The sequence below is a fragment of the Bacteroides sp. 1_1_14 genome (assembly GCF_000162515.1).
Lineage (GTDB): Bacteria > Bacteroidota > Bacteroidia > Bacteroidales > Bacteroidaceae > Bacteroides > Bacteroides thetaiotaomicron.
The window spans coordinates 32,123-53,295 of the sequence record NZ_GG774706.1; the positions used below are offsets into that span (position 1 = coordinate 32,123).

The window sequence follows — 21,173 nt, forward strand, 5'->3', positions numbered from 1 at the left end:
ACTGGATGTTTATTATCCCGAGAATAAAAAAGATTTTTCCACCATTGTATGGTTTCATGGCGGTGGTATGGAAGGAGGAAGTAAATTTGTTCCCAGGGAACTGACGGATCAAGGCTTTGCAGTAGTGGCGGTTAATTATCGTCTGAGTCCGAAAGCAAAGAATCCGGCTTATATAGAAGATGCCGCCGAAGCCGTGGCATGGACATTCCGGAATATCGAAAAGTATGGCGGTCGCAAGGATCGTATCTTTGTTTCCGGTCATTCGGCAGGAGGTTACCTTACGTTGATTCTGGCAATGGATAAGAAATACATGGCTGCATACGGAGCCGATGCGGATAGTGTAGCTGCCTATCTTCCGGTCAGTGGGCAGACAGTCACTCATTTTACCATCCGCAAAGAACGTGGCCTGCCCAACGGAATCCCCATCATTGACGAATTTGCTCCGGTAAACAAGGCCCGCAAGGATACCGCTCCTGTTGTGCTGATTACGGGGGATAAGAATCTGGAAATGGCTGACCGGTACGAAGAGAATGCACTGCTGGCATCGGTATTGAAGAATATCGGCAATCGGAAAGTCTCTTTATATGAACTGCAAGGATTTGACCACGGACAGGTACTCGGTCCTGCCTGCTATCTGATCGTTAATTATGTGAAGAGGTTCAAGTAATAGACCTGTGATATCCTTTCATTTGATATGGATAATGTGTATATTTGCACGAAACTCATATCAAAAATGTGTAAGTTCTCACATTTCAGATATCAAAAATGTGACTCGGTATGTTTGAAAGAGGAATTATTCAGCTGTTAGCGGCTTGGAAAACGGATGTAAACAGGAAGCCTTTGGTTATTCATGGGGCGAGACAAGTGGGTAAGACGTGGGCTTTGAAGTATTTCGGTCAGAAATACTTTGAAGATGTTGCCTATTTTAGTCTGGATAAAGATGAAAGCGGACTTTGTGATATCTTTAAAACGACTAAAGACCCCGAGCGCATTATACAGCAATTGTCCTTTTTGCATGGACGAAAAATTAATCCTCAGACTACTTTGCTGATATTGGATGAGATTCAGGAGTGCAATGAAGCGCTGAACTCTTTGAAATATTTCTGCGAAGAAGCACCCGAATATGCAGTGGCTTGCGCTGGTTCTTTACTTGGAATTTACCTGAATCACATAGGCAATTCCTTTCCGGTTGGAAAAGTAAATCATCTGTCTATGTATCCGCTGACTTTTACGGAGTTTCTGAATACGAAAGATCCGGCGATGTATCAATATATGTGCTCTGTCAAAGAAATAGCGCCTCTTCCCCAAATCTTCTTCGACAAACTGCGGGAAGCCTTCATTGCCTATTCTATTTGTGGCGGTATGCCCGAACCTGCTTCTTTGATGGTTGACTTTAATGATATGCAAAAAGTGGATTCATCGCTTCGGGATATATTGAATGACTATGCTCTGGATTTTGTGAAACATACTACACCTACGTTGGCGCCCCGTATCAATTATGTATGGAACTCTCTGCCCTCTCAATTGGCGAAAGAAAATCGTAAGTTTGTTTATCAACTGGTTCGTCCCGGAGCACGTGCGCGTGAATACGAAGATGCTATTTTATGGTTGGAACAAGCTGGTCTTGTCAACAAAGTAGTTCTGAGCAAGTCGCCTAGGCTGCCACTGAAAGCCTACGATGATTTGAGCACTTTTAAGCTCTATGCATTAGACATAGGGTTGTTGAGGCAATTGTCCGAACTGGATGCAAGTGTTTTGTTATTGTCCACTCCCGGATATACGGAATATAAAGGGGCATTGGCAGAGAATTATGTATTGCAAAGTCTTACAGCACAATTTCAGGCTTCGTTCCGTTACTGGACTTCCGGTAATAAAGCAGAAGTGGATTTTTTACTTCAGCATGGTAATCATATTTATCCGGTAGAAGTGAAAGCAGACCAGAATATAACAGGTAAAAGTCTGATTCAGTACGAGAAACTTTATCAACCTGCTTGCCGGATTCGATATTCGATGCTGAATTTGAAACAAGACGGCAATCTGATTAATATTCCTTTATTTCTTGCGGATAAGACGAAAGAGCTGCTGAATAATAACGTGGGATAAAGAATAGAGAGAAACGGCCAAGTGATGAAAAATACAGGTCATTTAAGGAAAATATCTGTGAAATGTAACGTTTCTCATAGTCTGTGAATCATTTATTATATCAGAAATCGGTCGTATTGGCTACATTTACTCCGATTTTACAAACTAATAAATAAAATAGCTATGAAGACATTAAGCAGAACTGTACTTACTCTTTTTGTTTTGTCCTTCTCCTGTTTGGCAGCGATAGCCGGAGAAGTATCTTTTAAAATAACCAGGCAATATCTGAACTTCCCCATCTCCCATAAAGAGAACAGAGGAAGGATGACTTTTGAAGTAAACGGCAAGCCGGATTTATCCGTCGTTATCCGTCTGGCGCCGGATGAAGCGGAATACTGGGTGTTTAAAGATGTGTCGGCTTTCAAAGGAAAGACGATCAAGATAACCTACGACGGCAATGAGAAGGGATTGAGTAAAATATACCAGTCCGACGAAATCGAAGGACAAGCTGAACTGTATAAGGAAAAGAACCGTCCGCAATTCCACTTCACTACCCGGAGAGGCTGGATCAATGACCCTAACGGATTAATCTATTATGAGGGCGAATACCACCTGTTCTACCAGCACAATCCTTTTGAAAGAGACTGGGAGAATATGCACTGGGGCCATGCGGTCAGCAAGGACCTGATACACTGGACAGAATTACCGGACGCTTTGTATCCCGACCATTTAGGAACGATGTTCTCCGGTTCGGCAGTCATCGACTATGATAATACCGCCGGATTCAATAAAGGCAAGACTCCAGCCATGGTTGCCGCCTTCACTGCCGCCAGCAGTGACAGACAAGTGCAGGGGATAGCCTACAGCCTTGACAAAGGACGTACCTTCACGAAGTACGACAAGAATCCGGTGATTAACTCCAAGGAGAAATGGAACTCTCAGGACACACGCGACCCGAAAGTGTTCTGGTATGCGCCCTCCAAACATTGGGTACTGGTACTGAACGAGCGCGACGGACACTCCATCTATACCTCTTCCAATCTCAAAGACTGGAAATACGAGAGCCATGTTACAGGCTTCTGGGAATGTCCCGAATTGTTCGAACTGCCGGTTGACGGTGACAAGAACCACACGAAGTGGGTGATGTACGGTGCCACCGGTACGTATATGCTAGGCTCTTTCGATGGCAAGGTATTTACTCCCGAAGCCGGAAAATACTGCTATACCACCGGAAGTATCTATGCAGCCCAGACCTTTACCAATATTCCGGCAAGTGACGGCAGACGTATCCAGATAGGCTGGGGAAGAATCTCCCACCCCGGTATGCCTTTCAACGGAATGATGATGCTCCCCACCGAACTGACTTTGCGTACCACCAAAGACGGCATCCGCCTTGTTAACGTTCCCGTAAAGGAGGTCGAATCCTTGTGTAAGCCTCTTCGTTCCTGGAAATCTCTTTCTTCGGATGAGGCCAACCGCCACCTGAAAGAGTTTTATGATGCCGACTGTCTCCGCATTAAGACAACGATCAAACTCTCTCATGCCACGGATGCCGGATTCAACCTTTTCGGCCAGCGCATGATCGGCTACGACATGAACTCCAATACCCTGAACGGCCGTTTCTACTCTCCCCAAGACCCGACCAGCATGGAATTGAGTGCCGATATTTACATTGACCGCACCTCTATTGAAGTCTTTATCGACGGCGGACTGTATTCTTATTCCATGGAACGCCGCCCTGATACCAACAACAAAGAGGGACTCCACTTCTGGGGAAACCGTATCGAAGTGAAAGACCTGCAAGTCTTTTCCGTAGAATCCATTTGGTAGACGGAAATCAAAAGCTATCTTTGTTTTCAGTTATTTAAATAGGAAAGAGAATATGAAAACGCGTAGTGAAGTTTTTCAGTTTGAGAAAGAGTTGAAATGGGAGCACCCCGCTCCGGGAATCCGTCGTCAGATAATGGGATACGACGGACAGTTGATGATGGTCAAGGTAGAATTTGAGAAAGGAGCGGTCGGTACGTTGCATGAACATTACCACAGTCAGGCTACCTACGTGGCAAGTGGAAAGTTTGAACTGACCATCGGTGACCGGAAAGAGATACTGTCGACCGGCGATGGCTACTATGTAGCACCCGACGAACCGCATGGATGCGTCTGTCTGGAAGCGGGAGTATTGATAGACACATTCAGTCCCATGCGGACTGATTTTCTGGAATAGTTCCTGATGAATGGTAGGTTACCGGATAATGATGGTATAAATTTACCACATATATGGTATTTCCTGTCAACAAAAACTGCACTATCTTTGTAATATCTTAAAACAAAGGAAATTAAAAACAGATATATATGGAAAAGATTGCAAGGAAATTGACGGATTTGATAGGTAACACTCCGTTGTTGGAACTAAGTAATTATAATAAGAGTAACGGCTTGAAGGCTCGTCTGATCGTGAAAATCGAATCATTCAATCCCGCGGGCAGTGTAAAAGACCGCGTGGCATTGGCAATGATTGAAGATGCCGAAGTGAAAGGAGTCTTGACTCCCGGCGCAACGATCATCGAGCCTACCAGTGGAAATACGGGAGTAGGATTGGCATTCGTTGCTGCCGCCAAGGGGTACAAACTGATTTTGACGATGCCCGATACGATGAGCGTCGAACGTCGTAACCTCTTGAAAGCTCTGGGAGCGGAACTTGTGCTCACTCCCGGTGCCGACGGAATGAAAGGGGCGATTGCCAAAGCGGAAGAGTTGAAAGCTGCCACTCCGGGCAGCGTTATCTTACAGCAATTTGAAAATCCTGCTAATCCCGCTATGCATCTACGCACTACCGGACTGGAAATATGGAGAGATACCGAGGGGAAAGTCGATATCTTCGTTGCCGGTGTAGGTACTGGCGGGACAATTAGCGGAGTAGGAGAAGCATTGAAGATGCGCGATCCCAGTGTGAAGGCGGTGGCGGTAGAACCTGCCGACTCTCCGGTACTGTCCGGCGGAAAGCCCGGACCTCACAAGATTCAGGGAATCGGCGCCGGTTTCGTACCGAAGACTTATAATGCTTCTGTCGTAGATGAAATTATTCAGGTGCAGAATGACGATGCTATCCGTACCAGTCGTGCGCTGGCGGAGAAAGAAGGGCTGTTGGTCGGCATATCTTCGGGAGCAGCCGTCTATGCGGCTACCGAACTGGCGAAACGTCCCGAAAACGAAGGGAAGATGATCGTAGCCTTATTGCCTGATACAGGAGAGCGTTATTTATCCACTATCCTGTACGCGTTTGAAGAGTATCCTTTGTAAAGGAAGGACATTGATTTGAAAAAAGGAAATAAGAAACAGAGAAAGGAAGGTATGTCAAAAGCCTATTGTAATTAAACTGAGGGTGTACTTCATTCACAAATTGAAGTGCACCCTCTTTCTTTAATTAGAATTGATAATGATATCTTTAGCTGATAAATCTTATGCCAAACCCTGGTGTTATATTAGGTGTTAGTCGTCCACGTTCCAATTTGTAACTAGAGGTATCAACGTCTGTAGAGAAACATGTTACTCCTTCAATAGTAGGGACATTGCCATAAGCGGCTGCTAAATGTGAACTATAGCATGTCTTTATTGCATCACCCCAGGAATGTGGAGATGCCATCATGCCGATATTTTTTAATTGGGGCATTAATTTACGCCAACGAGTGAATCCGTAACCTAATACGTCTTCCAGATATACGTCCAGTAGCTGTTTCTCACCAAGTTTGAAGTTGAGTTCTCTGTCGGGATTTGCTTCTCCGTCTCCTAATAGAGTATTACGTCGTCCATTCTTTAAACACCACTCTTTTAGTTTGGTATAATCTTCGTATGTCTCCCGGAACGGTTCTTCAATCCAGAACAGAGGAATATTTTCTATACCCTTTAGATATTCGATGAAATAATCAAATGTGAAGGCATCATTACCATCTACAAGAATATCACAATCAGGAAAATTGTCATAAATAAGTTTTGTTACAGCAATATCTGTTTTTAGTCCTTCGTCTTTGGCCATCCATTTGCCCCCTCGTCCTATTTTTACTTTAAACTGACGGTAACCATAATTATAGTCATAAAGGCAGTTCTCTAATATTTTATTCAGTCCGGCAGGGTTTTCAATAGGATCCATTTCATCAAAATAGATCATACCAGAATAGCAGGATGTTAATATCGGGCGATCATTTCCACTAATGAGCGCATACACAGGTTTATTAAGAATTACCCCTGCCAAATCATGCAGGCAGATATCAAATATATAATTTTCTTTATTTAATGTACCAATAGTTGGTGCGAACAAATCAGCAACACTTTTTCCTTTAATAGTTGGAAAAAGGCTTTCCGCAGTTTTGCGGTTACCATTCATAAGCCCGATTCCTTCTGCGCCTTTATCGGTTGTTAGTATGCAGAATGTTAGGTTTGGACCTGTTCCATGGTGACCTAGACGTGAATTTTTGCCTACAAGGCGTGGGTATTTTAATTGGGCCACTTTAAATTTGATATCTTTAATTTTGTGGTATGCTAACTCGTTTTTTGTTTTCTGATCTCCATAGATATTATTGGCAAAAGCCATGGAAGGTATGACACTGGCAATAGATGCAGTAGCTGCTAATTTTAAAAAATTTCTTCTTTCCATCTTATTCTATATTAAATGTTTTATTATCGAATCTTTTCTATTCGGGAAAATAGGTAATCACTCAATCCTGTTATCTGTATTCCGATGCGAGCATACAGAACAGGATCTGATATGTTACTGATGTCCATTTCAATCTGCATGTCTTTTAAGTTAGAAATATTCTGTATGTTTACTCTATTAATAGAACTTACATCATCAACAAATTGAGTCTTGTTTACTAAAAGAAAAGCGGTGCTGATCTTGGCTCCATCTGTTATTTTCTCGATATCGAAGTTTGCCTTCAGTGTATTACCATTGATGGAAAACTTTTCATTCTTTATCAGGTAGTAAGGTTCTACAGGGTATTCACAGGTTGTATTTCCTTTTACAGTTAGATAAACAGTGTCCCGGTGGTTTACCCATGGTCCGTTTTTATCACGTGTTATTAGTTTATAATCACCATCGAACAGTAATGCCTGGAATGATCCATCTTGAGTAACATATACTGGAATGGGGTCTTTTTTTCCAAACCCTTCTTGATATAGTTGCATCTGGATTTTTTTTCCACTGCCTCTTACTCCTATATATTCATTATTGTAGGTAACTTTACCACTTAACATAGATGCCGGTTCATCGAAATTGTCAAAGCGATTACAGCTATGCAGAGATAGAAGACAGATTATTGACAATATGTAAATAAAATGATGTTTCATATTTATATAAATAAGAGGATTATTGATATGGATTCTTTGTCAAATTCGGATTATTATTAATCCAACCTTGATCTATAAAATTATAGTAGTTTCGTAACTGGAAGTTACGGGGATAAGGAGCCATATAAGCTTTCTTTTTTTCGAAAACCCATTTTCCATCTCTTGGGTCACCCGGTTGGTGAATGACGTATGGAAATAATACATATTGTACAGCATCGGAATTATTTTCATCTCCGTCCCATAGCTTGTGTGCTATTCTCCAACGCTTTAAGTCCCAGTAACGCTGGTTTTCAAATGCAAATTCTACTCTGCGTTCACGGATGATATCATTAAGGGTTACTGACTCTAGGGGCTGTATACCTGCCCTTGATCTTACTTGATTAATATATCCTAGTGCAGAAGGATCATTTAGTTCCATTGCCGCTTCAGCAGCAGTCAATAAAATTTCAGCATATCTGAATTGTACGTACCATACTTCGCTGCCTCGCGAGATAGTACCAGCTGAGGCTGTTTCATCTAAGAACTTACGAATATTGAAACCGCTTTTATTGATGTTGTTGTCACTATTTTCTACAGGACCATTTAATGCGGTGATAGTGTTACCTGCCTCGTCTGTAGTGCCACAAGTGCTTGTTTCTGTTTTCCATGCTCCATTTTCCAGATATTTTCGTCCAGCCTGGAAGATAACTTCTTTGCCTTTGAATTTTGCTCCAGGATAGATGACTGTTCCATAAAGACGGGCGTCTTTTTGTGCAAAAGCGTCTTCAGCCTTATCATAATAGATATAATCACCATCATTAGCATGGGTTTTGATACTTCCATCACGATCGTTAGCATATTCAAAGGCTTCCACTAAATTCAAAATAGGTGTCATAACACTTCCACCTTGGTCTTCTTTAGCTGAAATCATGATATTGGAAGTAGTAAACTGATGAGTCAGTCCCGGATATTTATAGTCTACAGCCCAAATAACTTCTACATTATTTTCTTTAATAGTGACAGCATTATAGAAATTAACGCCTTTGTCCGCCTCTGTTTCTTGTAATTGATATTTCCCACCTTTTATAACTTCCCGACAGGCTTTTAGGGCAGTTTCATAGTAGCCTTTAGCTTTATTTGCATCAATGCCAATTTCATTCTTGTCTGTTCGGATGGGAGCCTCCATAAGATTGTTATATTTGGCTATAGATGCAGCATATATGGCCGCTCTTGCTTTAAGTGCTAATGCTGCCCACTTTGTAGCTCTTGCTGCATTAATTGAGGGAGCCTCCGGGAGCATATTGTTGTCAACTATCGCTGTACATTCATTGATGACGTAATTGTAAGATTCTTCTTCGGTGGATCTGGGTAAACGTAATGTTTCTATGTCCATTCCGGGAGTATATTCCATAATTTGGTCACCGACTAAAGGAATTCCTCCTAAGCCACGTATCATATTAAAATAAGTCCATGCCCGTAAAAAACGTACTTCTCCTTCCAATTGTACCTTTTCCGAGGTTTCCAGGTCTGAGTTTCGTATACTGCGTAATAACTGATTGATGTTGCGTATTAAAGTGTAAGGATAGATACGCCATAAATCATTTGCAAATTCATTGGTTTGGTCAGGTCCACCATTGGAAAGACAAGCTTCATCTAAGTAGATGAAGGACTTGCTGTCTTCCAGCTTTTGTCCCCATCGGGCTCGTCCATAGATATTTGCCAATGCGGATTTTATCATTTTAGGATCATTAAAAACAGCTTCGTCCGATAATAGCTGGTCAGGTTCTCTGTCTAGAAAATCGGAACAAGAAGTAATAGGTAGCAAAATTGCCAGTAAAAGGAATAATTTGTATCTTTTCATATCATTAGAATTTTATGTTAAAACCTAAACTAATGAGTCGTGTTGTGGGATATTGTATACCAGAATTGGAGGTTACTTCAGGGTCAATGCCATCTATATTCGCTAAATAGAACAGATTTTGTCCTGATAGATATACACGAATGTTTTGTGATTTGAGAAGTTTGTTAACAGTCTCTGGTAGAGTATATCCCAGTTCAAAATTCTTTAATTTGATGTAAATCACATTATGTGTCCAAAATGAACTCTTCCAATAATTGCTATGGCTACTTTTACCTGCGAGCATCGTAGGGTATTTGCCTGGTATAAGTGTACTTTGAGGATCAGAAGGGTCACTCAAATGCCATTGGTCTTCAAGCATAAATTTTGCGGAGTTTCCGCCATTAGTGAATGGGACGCGTAATTCTCTGTCTTGTGTCCATGTGGTACAACTTGCTCCGGTGAAATCCATAGCCAGATCAAATCCCTTCCATTGGAAAGCAAAATTAAGTCCGAAGTTGAAGGCCGGTAGGCTGCCTTCAGTATATCCGATAGGACGTTGGTCCATTTCATTAATTACCTTATCACCATTTACGTCTTTGTATTTAATGTCACCCGGACGAAGGGTTTTATTTCCTTGTTGGTCGTTATCAATTGGGTATGAAGCAATTTCTTCCCATGATTGAAACTGACCGATAACTTCATATCCCCAGCTAATGGAATTCATCCGATGATATTTGGAGTTACGGTATTGATCCCATGAATTACCGAAAATAGGTTTGTATTGTTCCCAATCAAGATGCCTTGAGTAACTGAAGTTACCACCAATGGAATAGGATAAATCGCCTATGTGATGATTCCATGTAAGGGCTCCATCGATACCTCTATGTATGTCCGAGTTTAAATTTTCTTTCGGAAGATCGAAGCCAGCTTCGTCTGGAATAAGTACATCATATCTTGGAGCAGGTAATCCGGTACGTTTTCTGTTAAAGAAATCGAAGGAACCGGTCAATCGGTTGTTGAACAACCCAAAATCAATACCGATATCGAATAATTTGGCTTTAATCCAAGACATGCTGGTCACAGGTAATCCGCGTGGTTCAGCACCTATATAATATTCTCCGTCAATGACAGCACCTGTTTTATTATAGTTATATCCATCCAGATAATCAAAAGCTGCATAACCGCTTACATTATCATCTCCCAGTAAACCATAAGAGGCTCTTATTTTCAGGTCATTGAGAATTGGTGACAATAAACTACGTTTCCAGAACCCTTCTTCCGATATTCTCCATCCGGCAGAGATAGAAGGGAACAGGCCCCATCGATTGTTAGGTGGAAATTTCCAGGACCCATCGTAACGGGCAGATACTTCCAACAGATATTTTTGTGCATAATTGTAGTGTATGCGTCCAATATATCCTAAACGTGCTTCTGTCATATTCCCGTGATCATTGAATGTATCCATTGTTTGGAAGTCAAACAAATGTAATGAATTAGAGGCTGGAACAGCATGAATATCAAAATATGGATTATCTTTTTTAAAGGATTCCACACTTGCGACGGCATCAATTCCATGTAACCCGAAGGTTTTGTTATAAGTCAGCTGCAATTGTCCTTTTAACTCTTCTTTGCGGTACACGTTTCTTTTCAATACCGGATTATTCATACTGAATACTACCGGATATGTATCTGTCTTTTCGTCATATCCGTATAGCTTATAAGTATTTTCTTGTGTATCAGCATATTTTTGTGAATAAAAATAAGAGAATAATCCTTTTAGCTTCAATCCGTTTAAGATTTCATATTCAGCAGTGAAATTAAGTTGGGCGACCCGGAAGGTTTCTTCGGATTTTCCTGAAATATCATAATTTAGAATTGCAAAGTTACTATCTCCGTAAGTAGATGTTCGGGCCGGATATTTGGGATTATCATTTGCATAAGGACGTATGGTAGGCAGGTTGCGGTACAATCCGAGAAAAGGAGCTTTAATATCATCTCCTGGTACACCTGGATTCTTTTTCCGTTCGATTCGTCCACTCATAGTAGCCCCTATTTTGAATCGATCGGATACATCCGCTTCAATGTTCATTTGTACGTTTGTGCGGTTGAAGTTTCCATAATTAACTACGATAGATTCTTGCAAAGTATTGCTTACTCCTAAATAATAGCGTATTTTGTCCGATCCTCCCGAAATATTAGCGCCGACATATGATTGTGCACTTGTCCGGAAAATATAATCGTACCAGTCGAAAGGACGATATCCTTTTTCTGTACCTTGTTCCCATTTGTGCAGGTCATCCATTGTATAGAGTGGATTCTTATTTCCGGTGATAGCATCAGACTGTATGTAGCTTCTGACATATGTGGCTGCGTCGGCCGGTTGGGGATATTGCAGCATGGACTGCCATCCGTATCGCGCATTAATAGTTACTGTATTACGGCTTTTTAGCTTACCTTTCTTAGTGGTAACTACTATAACTCCATTTGCAGCTTGTAAACCATAGATAGCAGCCGACGCATCTTTCAATACAGCTATAGATTCAATATCATTGTAATCTATCTGGTTGAATTGTCCTTCATTTTGCTGGACACCATCTATTACGAAAAGAGGAGTACCCATGTTGCGTATATTGATTTTGGTTACGGCACCAGGACCCGGAGCGCCGTCGTCATGCCTGAAGTTTAATCCGGCAATTTTACCAGCAAGTGCACCTGACGTGACAGGAGAAGATGAGCGGACTATTGCTTTACTTTGTACAGTACTGATAGCTCCAGTTAATGTAGGCTTTTTCATGCCCGAACCATATCCGGTTACTACAATTTCATCTATTACATTGTTATCGGAAATTAGACGGACATCTATATTGGAGGCGTCTTTGATTACTATGTCCTTAGGCAAAAAACCGATATAAGAGACTATTAATATATCGCCTTTACCAGCTTCTACATTGAAACTGCCGTTTATGTCTGAAACGGTACCGCTATTTGTGTCTTTAAGTTTAATACTTGCTCCTACCAAAGGTTCTCCATTTTCATCTGTAATAGTTCCTGTTATTATTTTCCTGGCATTGTGATAATTGCTAGGTCCGGATTGTCGCTGAGAAATAACAGTTTCTTTGATAAGAGTTACCTGGTTGGCAACAATTTTATATGTCAATCCCGTATGTTTCAAGGTCTGATTTAAGATAATGGGCAACTTTTGTTGTTTGAGTTGTATATTAACCTTTTTTTCTAACAGATACTTGATACTGTCTGAATAGAGAAAAACATAGTCACTGTGTTTCTCTATTTGATTTAATACAGCTTTGATCGGTCCATTCTTTACATTGACAGATAGTAATATTGTCTCATTTTCCTGTGCATTTATGCTCGGGATAGTCAGTATTAGAAAAAGTAATATGCTTATATATTGCAAAGCATAACAATTATTAAATCGTAATTTTTTATAGAACTTATTATTATTCATATCTTTGCGTAGATTTTAATTTCTCGTAATGTGAAATTTAATTTTCTCTTGATTGCCGGATGATATTGCAGTATTATCCGGCATTTTTAATTTTTCACAAGTCATGTTTCATAGGCAGATAGTTTTAGTTAATATTAATTTTCTTTGAAATGAGGATTTCGTTTCCTTTATGGGTGTATGTAATGGGAATTACATTGGAAATATTTTTTAATGTGATGTCCAGATCTTCGAATAGTACTATTTTTCCACTGCATTTTAGACTGTATATATCTTTTTCCATCTTAATATTTACTGCATAATGCCGTGATAATTTGTTGATGATCGTTGAAAGTGGTTGGCTCTCCAAATATAGTAATCCGTTTTTCCAACAGATATAGTTGTAGGCATTAACTTGGGTTTTATAGCAACTATCTTTACTTGTAGCAAACATTTCATTTGGTTTTAGGCAAGTTGACATATGTAATTTATCCGAGTATACCTTAACTTTACCTTGAGCCAATACTACAGAATGTGCGGCTTCTTCTTTGTAAGAAGATACATTAAATTTAGTTCCTAAAACATGGACGTCAAAGCGAGAAGTATGTACAATAAACGGTTTGTGTTTATTTTTTGCTACTTCCACATATGCCTCACCTTCTATGGATATTTTGCGTATTGCAGAATCAAGTCGGGCTGAATAGTTGAGGACCGTTTCTGAATTTACCCATATTTTTGTTCCGTCAGCTAAAGATAGAAAAGATGTTTTTCCTCTGGGGACTATTAATGTATGTGCACCTGCTGTTTGCGTAGATTTTCTTTCTTGTTTTCTTTCATTTTCGATGATAAAGGTGCCATTCTCTTTATATTGTAAATAAGAATATGAATCTAATGGCAATATTTCTCCATCAGACAGAATAAGCATGATATTGTTTCCTTGTAAAATGCTGTCGATGTTTACGGATGCTTTTATAGAATGGGGAGTCGTAGGATTAAATTTCCATAAGCTTCCTAGAAGAATAATCATGAAACATGCTGCAATAGAAGCTGCATAACTCCAGCGTTTAATGGTGGAACGTTTTGTGATTTTGTTGTTAATGTTCCTCCATATTTCTTCTTTTTCTGTATTTGAATAAGAATAAGCATTCAGCTTCGTTCCTTTCATAAGAGAGATCGCTTCATTTATTACTTCATTTTGTTCCGGATATTTTTTGATAAAAGAATTCCAGTATAAATGATCTTCTTCATCAGGAAAAAGCTGCCATTTAATGAATCGTTCGTCTTTTAAGAAATCGACAGGTTTGTAATTTTGATATGGTTTTTGCATACTTTATCATTAAGGTATATATGATAAAGACTGCATATATTTTTTTTTATAATCATTTTTGAGAAGAAAAATCTCTCTTTTTTATTTTATTTTTTGTATGAACTTGATTTTAGGTCGTGTCAGTTTAGTAAATAATCACTATATAATAATAGTACAATAAATAGATCTTCCTTTTGCCGGATTCTTTCTATAGCTCTGAAAACTAGATTACGTGTAGCTTGAGGAGTCATATCTAATAAAGAAGCTATCTCATCATAACTCATCTCCTGAATGAAACGAAGGTATATGGCTTCTCTTTGCCTTCCGGTCAACATATCAAGCAACTTTTCTACTTTATTGTGAATTTCTATTTGGTCTTCTTTCACAATCATTTGATCAAGAGTAGTAACTTTGATAGTAAAGAGATTTTTGTAGGTGTCTATTTCATCAGTAATAATCGTATTTTTACTTAAGTCAAAAAGTCTATTCTTTAACATCTGAAATAGATAGTATTTTGTGTTATTTACCCCTTTCAATTCATTTCGCTTAAAATAAAGCTTATAAAAGATGTCTTGAATGGCATCTTTTATAAGTTCACGATGAAATCCTAATCCAATACCATATGATAAAAGGTCATCAATGTATTGATTATAAATCTTTTCTATTTTAAAATCACCGGGCATTTAAGAGAAAAATAAGAATTTGTATTAATCTTTATTTTGCTTTTTGTTTTTATGAATTCTCATTAGCCCGCAGACCGAAAACTTTTCCTGTCATCTGATCTACAGGTACTTTCCATACTTTGACATTCCGTACGGCAGGATCGGAATAGCTGAACTGATCTTTCGTGTAATGGCGCATGATAATGTCCAGTGCACGGCGCTTTTCCTCCATATCTTCTATGAATTCTACTTTTCCACGGCACATTGCACTCTCCGAGCGCATACTGTAGCTGCAAGCTACCTGCTTATGCTGATAGACAAGTTTGTGTCCGAGGCTGAACGTGATACACACGTTGTTATTATGTTGCAGCATTTCTATTTTTCCCCCTTCGGGACCGGAATGGAGGTAAAGAGTATCGTTTTCATAACCGAAGTTCATAGGAACTACATATGGATTGCCTTCCAGGTCCGTTATGCCTACAAAGCAGGCATCGGCTTGAAGAATAATGGATTCGATTCGTTGCTTGTCTTCGATAACGATTGTTTTCATTCTAATGTCAGTTTTTACAGGTTTGTGCCAAACCTCTGGCACAGTTGTGCCATCGCATTGGCACTACTATGCCCCGCCTTTGGCACAAGCGTGCCAATAGGGTGGCACAGAAGAGTATACTATTAATTCGTTTTTACAGTACTTGTTTCTATTTCTCAATCAGCGCAAAGTCTAATTGCTTCTTCTCCAGATTGGCACGTGCCACACGGATAGTGATGGCATCTCCCAGACTATATATCTTGTTCTTACGGCGTCCCCGGAGGCAATAATTCTTTTCGTCGAATTCATAATAGTCATCATCCAGGTCACGGATCGGAACCATACCTTCGCATTTGTTCTCGTTGAGTTCAACGTAAAGCCCCCATTCCGTTACACCGGAGATCACACCGTCATAAATCTGTCCGAGACGTTCGCTCATGAATTCTACCTGTTTGTATTTGATAGAAGCACGTTCGGCATTGGCTGCAATCTGTTCCATGTTCGAACTATGGTCGCAGAGGTCCTCGTACTTGCTTTCGGATACGCTACGACCGCCATCCATATACTTCGTAACCAAGCGGTGCACCATCATATCCGGGAATCGGCGGATGGGTGAAGTGAAGTGGGTGTAATAGTCGAATGCCAGTCCGTAGTGACCAATATTGTGCGTAGAATAACGCGCTTTCTGCATGGCGCGGATGGATACGGTTTCAATCAGGTTTTCCTCCTTCTTGCCATGAATATCGTCCAGCAAATGGTTGATAGACTTTGATATATCTGTTTTCGTTCCGCTTGTACGTACCTTATAGCCGAAGCGGGCGATGAACTGTGACAGGTTTTCCAACTTTTCCGGATCGGGCAGATCGTGGATACGATAAGGAAGTACTTTAGGTTTCTTGTTTTTAGGCACTCGTCCCACTTTCTCTGCAACTGTCCTGTTAGCGAGCAGCATGAATTCTTCTACCAGCTTGTTGGCATCTTTGGATTCTTTGAAGTATACGCTGATAGGTTTGCCCTTTTCGTCGATTTCAAACTTCACCTCGTAGCGGTCGAAGTTGATAGCTCCTGCTGCGAAACGTTTCTCGCGAAGTGCTTTGGCGATGGTATCCAGCATGAGAACTTCTTCTTTAAAATCGCCTGTTTTCGTTTCGATGATCTGTTGCGCCTCTTCGTATGTGAAGCGACGGTCGGAGTTGATGACGGTATGTACGATGCGGGAGTCTCTTACTTCTCCTTTTTCGGTAATGTCAAAGATGACGGAGAATGCGAGTTTCTCTTCATTCGGACGCAGGGAGCAGATGAAGTTGCACAGGCGTTCGGGAAGCATCGGAATGGTGCGGTCCACCAGATAAACGGAAGTCGCCCGCTTCTCTGCTTCTTTGTCGATGATGCCGCCTTCTTTTACATAGTGAGTCACGTCGGCGATATGTACGCCTACTTCCCACAATCCGTCTTTGATGGGCCGGATCGAAAGTGCGTCGTCGAAGTCCTTGGCGTCTTTCGGGTCGATGGTGAAAGTCGTTACCTTACGGAAGTCTTCGCGTCTGGCTATCTCTTCCGGAGTAATTTCTGCGGGGATCTTATCAGCTGCTGTTTCTACCGCTTTCGGATATACGTAGGGCAGGCCGAACTCAGCGAGGATGGCGTGCATTTCTGTTGTATTGTCTCCTGCTACCCCGAGGATGTCGATCACTTGTCCGATAGGATTCTTTGCTTTGTCGGGCCATTCGGTTACTTTCACGATTGCCTTGTCACCGGTTTTTCCTCCTTTCAGCTTCTCTTTCGGGATGAAGATGTCGTTGGCAAGCGTACGGTTTTCCGTAACTAAGAATGCATACGACTTGGCTACTTCCAGTGTACCTACAAAGGTGTCATTGGCACGTTCCAGAATCTCGATGACTTCTCCTTCCGCGTCTTTATTCTTCCGCTTGGCGTAGAAAGTGATCTTTACTTTGTCATTGTTCATGGCATGTGCCGAATTGCGTTCGGCAACAAAGATCGGATCGCCTCCACCTTCGGGGATAAATGAGTTCTTTCCGTTGCTCTTGCGTTGGAAGGTACCGATCATCTCCGTTCCGTGATTGTTGAGGCGGAACTTTCCTTTTTCAATTTCGGAAATATAATCGTCATCTGAAAGGTCGTGTAACAGGTCAGCGCATAGCATTTTCTGCGGATGGGTAGTGAGATGCAACTCCGAGAAAATATACTTCATACTAAGCGTTTCGCTGGGTTTGGCATGGAAAAAGTCTATCAATAACGCTGCCAGCTCTTTCTTACTCATTCTTTTGCCGGCCTTTTTCTCTTTCTTTTCTTTCTTTTTCGCCATAATGTATAGAATTGATTTATTTGAAAATTCTTTGATGGGAGTACAAAGTAAACAAATATTTGAATTTGATAGTTATGAATTGGATAAAACTTTCGCTGACTTCGATAATTTCGTCCTTATTAAAATAAAAAGTATTCCTTCTAAGGTGATTTAGGAGGAATGCTTATAAGAGAGAATAATTGAGAAATGCAAAATGGCTTTTATTTTATATTTATTGTATCTTTGTAGCATCATTCTTTTCTTATACATTGAGGTTATAATTAATGGAGAGCATCTTAATAACAGGAGCAAGCGGATTTATAGGAAGTTTTATTGTCGAAGAGGCATTAAAACGAAAGTTTGGTGTGTGGGCGGGGATTCGTCCCACCAGCAGCAAAAAGTACTTGAAGAACCGGAAGATCCACTTTCTGGAACTGGACTTTGCCCATCCCAATGAATTGCGTGCCCAACTCTCCGGACATAAAGGAACCTATAATAAGTTTGATTATATCATCCATTGTGCGGGAGTCACGAAATGTCCGGATAAGAATACTTTTGATTATGTGAATTATCTCCAGACCAAATACTTTATTGATACCCTGAAAGCGTTGAATATGGTTCCGAAGCAATTCATCTATATCAGTACGCTGAGTGTATTCGGACCTGTACGCGAAAAAGATTATTCGCCGATAGAAGCCGGTGATGTCCCGATGCCAAATACTGCTTATGGTCTTAGCAAGCTTAAGGCTGAACTTTATATTCAAAGTATTCCCGGTTTCCCTTATGTTATTTATCGCCCTACAGGAGTTTACGGTCCTCGTGAACTGGATTATTTCCTGATGGCGAAGTCCATCCGGCAGCATGTTGACTTCTCTGTCGGCTTCCGGCGGCAGGACCTGACTTTTGTTTATGTAAAAGACATTGTGCAGGCCATCTTTTTAGGAATAGAAAAAAAAGTGACTAGAAGAGCCTATTTTCTGACTGACGGGAAGGTGTATAATAGTCGTGTATTTTCGGACTTAATACAAAAAGAACTGGGTAATCCGTTTGTTATTCATGTGAAATGTCCATTAATTGTGCTAAAAGTTATATCTTTGCTCGCTGAATTCATTGCAACACGTTCCGGCAAGAGCAGTACGCTGAATTCTGATAAATATAAAATAATGAAACAACGTAACTGGCAATGTGATATAACCCCTGCCATTAATGAGTTAGGGTATGCTCCCGAATATGACTTGGAGAAGGGAGTCCGTGAAACCATTGACTGGTATAAAAACGAAGGATGGCTTTAGACTTATTTAAGCGAGTGGAAACCCGGAAGGGGTTGTTTGCTGTGGAGAAGATAACATTGATTTATAATCTGTTGACCTCCATTTTGATTCTGTTCCTGTTTCAGCGAATGGATCATCCATGGCACATGTTGCTGGATAGGGCGATGATCGCTGCAATGACTTTTCTGCTGATGTATCTTTATCGGCTGGCTCCTTGCAAGTTTTCGGCGTTTGTACGTGTTGCTATTCAGATGAGCCTGCTTTCCTACTGGTATCCGGATACGTTTGAGTTTAACCGGTTCTTTCCGAATCTCGACCATGTGTTTGCCATAACCGAGCAGTTTATCTTCAATGGGCAACCTGCTATCTGGTTCTGTCATACATTCCCGCATCTTTTGGTCAGTGAAGCATTCAATATGGGATATTTCTTTTATTATCCGATGATGCTCATTGTGACGGTGTTTTATTTTATCTATAAGTTTGAATGGTTTGAGAAGATGTCGTTTGTACTGGTAACTTCTTTCTTTATCTATTATCTGATTTATATCTTTGTTCCGGTAGCAGGGCCGCAGTTCTACTTCCCGGCTATAGGTTTTGATAATGTATCTAAAGGAATTTTCCCGGCTATCGGCGATTATTTCAATAACAATCAGGAGTTACTTCCCGGTCCGGGCTATCAACATGGCTTCTTTTACAGTTTGGTAGAAGGTTCGCAGCAAGTGGGAGAGCGTCCTACGGCAGCTTTCCCCAGTTCGCATGTCGGTATTTCTACCATTCTTATGATTATGGCATGGCGTGGAAGTAAGAAGTTGTTTGCCTGTCTGATCCCTTTCTATATGCTGCTTTGCGGGGCTACAGTATATATTCAGGCACACTACGTTATCGATGCGATCGTAGGTTTCTTCTCTGCATTCTTGTTGTATGTTGTGGCGACGTGGATGTTCAAGAAGTGGTTTGCGCAGCCGATGTTTAAGTAAAACTAATCTAAAAGAGAATTTACTTTTTCAGGAATTGTTTCGAATATCCGGAACAATTCTTCTTTCGTTTCTGCCCGCAACATGGCAATACGAGTCTCTTTAAAATTAGGAATCCCTTTGAATAACGGACTGGCAGCCAAGTGGCGGCGCACGTGCAAGATGCCCCTGCGTTCATCAAGCAGATTCACACTGTCAATCACTTCTTGGCGAAGTACCTCCATACACCATTCAAAGCTGAGTGGCGGCAATTCCTCCCCCGTTTCCAGATAATGCTTTACTTCCTTGAATATCCAGGGACGTCCGAAGCTGGCACGACCGATCATGACGGCATCTACTCCGTAGCGGTCAAAACACTCCTTGCAGCGTTGGGGCGTTGTCACATCTCCGTTGCCAATGATAGGAATGTGCATCCTTTGATTGTTCTTTACTTCTCCGATCAGTGTCCAGTCTGCTTCTCCGGTGTACATCTGCGCACGGGTTCTACCGTGAATGGTCAGTGCGGCAATGCCGCAATCCTGTAGTTGTTCTGCCAGATCTACAATGATTTTATTGTTGGCGTCCCATCCCAAACGGGTTTTTACTGTGACAGGTATTTTGACTGCGTCCACTACGGCACGGGTAATTTCCAGCATCTTCGGAATATTTTGCAGCATTCCTGCTCCTGCTCCTTTTCCTGCTACTCTCTTCACGGGGCAGCCGAAGTTTATGTCGAGAATATCGGGCTGTGCCTGCTCTACGATCTTCGCAGCTTCGACCATCGTTTCCGTATCTTTACCATAAATCTGAATAGCTACAGGGCGTTCTTCATCGCTGATACTCAGCTTCTGTGCAGTCTTGCTGACAGCGCGTATCAGTGCATCGCTCGATACAAATTCAGTATATACCATGTCAGCTCCGAACTTTTTGCACATCAGGCGGAAAGCTGGATCTGTTACGTCTTCCATTGGGGCGAGAAGGATGGGATGTTCTCCCAGGTCTATATGGTCTATTTTCATGTATATGATGAACTAAATGATTATTTCGCTGCAAAAATACGGAAAAAAGCCTACTTTTGCCTTTAATCACATACTTAACAATAATAGAATTATGAAAAAAGCTGTATTGGCAGTGTACTCGTATTGCTTATTTATGGTTCTTATTAGTTGCCTTATATTTTTGTTTAGGATGGCTGGGCACTCCGGGATAAAGCCTTTCAATCGTTCCAGCTTGTAGCATTCTCGGAATAATTTTATTAACAAGATATTGCAATTTCTTTTGAGTATTTATAGCAATTTCTTCCATTGTTACGTAATCTTGCGCTATAGTAATTATCTGTGCTTGCAAATCTTCAAAACTTAATCTCTTTTTTGTTTGTCCTGAGCTCTCAACCTTTCCTTCTGAGCTCTCAACCTTTCCTTCTGAGCTCTCAACCTTTCCTTCTGAGCTCTCAACCTTTCT

The 21,173-nt window shown here is 41.0% G+C and carries 16 protein-coding genes and 1 pseudogene; 7 read left to right on the forward strand and 10 right to left on the reverse strand.

Features of this window, described 5'->3' with window-relative positions:
* The 5 genes from HMPREF9007_RS12325 to cysK form a co-directional block, all read left to right on the forward strand.
* Positions 1-667 (forward strand): alpha/beta hydrolase (locus HMPREF9007_RS12325; RefSeq protein WP_128567855.1); only part of this gene is annotated, 667 nt, incomplete at its 5' end.
* A 110-nt stretch (positions 668-777) separates the two neighbouring features.
* Positions 778-2,103, forward strand: a complete 1,326-nt coding sequence (locus HMPREF9007_RS12320; protein WP_008761701.1) for an ATP-binding protein — start codon at positions 778-780, stop codon at positions 2,101-2,103.
* A 162-nt stretch (positions 2,104-2,265) separates the two neighbouring features.
* Complete coding sequence (locus tag HMPREF9007_RS12315; protein ID WP_008761702.1) at positions 2,266-3,912, forward strand: glycoside hydrolase family 32 protein; 1,647 nt, start codon at positions 2,266-2,268, stop codon at positions 3,910-3,912.
* 52 nt (positions 3,913-3,964) lie between these two features.
* Positions 3,965-4,306, forward strand: a complete 342-nt coding sequence (locus tag HMPREF9007_RS12310; RefSeq protein WP_008761703.1) for a cupin domain-containing protein — start codon at positions 3,965-3,967, stop codon at positions 4,304-4,306.
* Positions 4,307-4,434: 128 nt separating this feature from the next.
* Complete coding sequence (gene cysK, locus HMPREF9007_RS12305; protein ID WP_008761704.1) at positions 4,435-5,382, forward strand: cysteine synthase A; 948 nt, start codon at positions 4,435-4,437, stop codon at positions 5,380-5,382.
* 145 nt (positions 5,383-5,527) lie between these two features.
* Here the strand turns inward: cysK and HMPREF9007_RS12300 are convergent, their stop codons facing one another.
* The 8 genes from HMPREF9007_RS12300 to rnr all read right to left on the reverse strand — a co-directional run bounded on the left by HMPREF9007_RS12300 (position 5,528) and on the right by rnr (position 17,509).
* Entirely contained in the window at positions 5,528-6,733 is a 1,206-nt protein-coding gene (locus tag HMPREF9007_RS12300) for an enolase C-terminal domain-like protein (protein WP_008761705.1), read from the reverse strand.
* A gap of 23 nt (positions 6,734-6,756) precedes the next feature.
* The gene (locus tag HMPREF9007_RS12295) at positions 6,757-7,425 is read right to left on the reverse strand and encodes a DUF3823 domain-containing protein (RefSeq protein ID WP_008761706.1); all 669 of its coding nucleotides are present in this window, start codon (positions 7,423-7,425) and stop codon (positions 6,757-6,759) included.
* Between the two features lie 19 nt (positions 7,426-7,444).
* The gene (locus tag HMPREF9007_RS12290; protein ID WP_008761707.1) at positions 7,445-9,265 is read right to left on the reverse strand and encodes a RagB/SusD family nutrient uptake outer membrane protein; all 1,821 of its coding nucleotides are present in this window, start codon (positions 9,263-9,265) and stop codon (positions 7,445-7,447) included.
* A gap of 4 nt (positions 9,266-9,269) precedes the next feature.
* The gene (locus tag HMPREF9007_RS12285) at positions 9,270-12,401 is read right to left on the reverse strand and encodes a TonB-dependent receptor (protein ID WP_225651571.1); all 3,132 of its coding nucleotides are present in this window, start codon (positions 12,399-12,401) and stop codon (positions 9,270-9,272) included.
* A 433-nt stretch (positions 12,402-12,834) separates the two neighbouring features.
* Complete coding sequence (locus HMPREF9007_RS12280) at positions 12,835-14,013, reverse strand: FecR family protein (RefSeq protein WP_008761709.1); 1,179 nt, start codon at positions 14,011-14,013, stop codon at positions 12,835-12,837.
* Between the two features lie 119 nt (positions 14,014-14,132).
* Positions 14,133-14,675 carry a sigma-70 family RNA polymerase sigma factor gene (locus HMPREF9007_RS12275; protein ID WP_008761710.1) on the reverse strand — a complete coding sequence of 181 codons (543 nt, stop codon included), beginning with the start codon at positions 14,673-14,675 and terminating at the stop codon, positions 14,133-14,135.
* Positions 14,676-14,724: 49 nt separating this feature from the next.
* Positions 14,725-15,204 (reverse strand): pyridoxamine 5'-phosphate oxidase family protein, encoded by a 480-nt coding sequence (locus tag HMPREF9007_RS12270; protein ID WP_008761711.1) that lies wholly within the window; start codon positions 15,202-15,204, stop codon positions 14,725-14,727.
* 148 nt (positions 15,205-15,352) lie between these two features.
* The gene (rnr, locus tag HMPREF9007_RS12265) at positions 15,353-17,509 is read right to left on the reverse strand and encodes a ribonuclease R (RefSeq protein ID WP_008761713.1); all 2,157 of its coding nucleotides are present in this window, start codon (positions 17,507-17,509) and stop codon (positions 15,353-15,355) included.
* Between the two features lie 263 nt (positions 17,510-17,772).
* Between rnr and HMPREF9007_RS12255 the strand changes: the two genes are divergently transcribed.
* Together HMPREF9007_RS12255 and HMPREF9007_RS12250 are read left to right on the forward strand one after the other, a co-directional pair.
* Positions 17,773-18,780: an NAD(P)-dependent oxidoreductase gene (locus HMPREF9007_RS12255; protein ID WP_008761714.1), complete on the forward strand. Its 1,008-nt coding sequence runs from the start codon at positions 17,773-17,775 to the stop codon at positions 18,778-18,780.
* Positions 18,771-19,736, forward strand: coding sequence for a phosphatase PAP2 family protein (locus tag HMPREF9007_RS12250; protein ID WP_008761715.1), 966 nt, complete (start codon positions 18,771-18,773; stop codon positions 19,734-19,736). Before HMPREF9007_RS12255 ends, HMPREF9007_RS12250 begins: the two co-directional genes overlap by 10 nt.
* 2 nt (positions 19,737-19,738) lie before the next feature.
* Here the strand turns inward: HMPREF9007_RS12250 and dusB are convergent, their stop codons facing one another.
* Both dusB and HMPREF9007_RS27160 read right to left on the reverse strand, forming a co-directional pair.
* Positions 19,739-20,731: a tRNA dihydrouridine synthase DusB gene (gene dusB / locus HMPREF9007_RS12245; RefSeq protein ID WP_008761716.1), complete on the reverse strand. Its 993-nt coding sequence runs from the start codon at positions 20,729-20,731 to the stop codon at positions 19,739-19,741.
* A 127-nt stretch (positions 20,732-20,858) separates the two neighbouring features.
* Positions 20,859-21,173 (reverse strand): annotated as a pseudogene (locus HMPREF9007_RS27160) (AAA family ATPase); the annotation flags it as partial.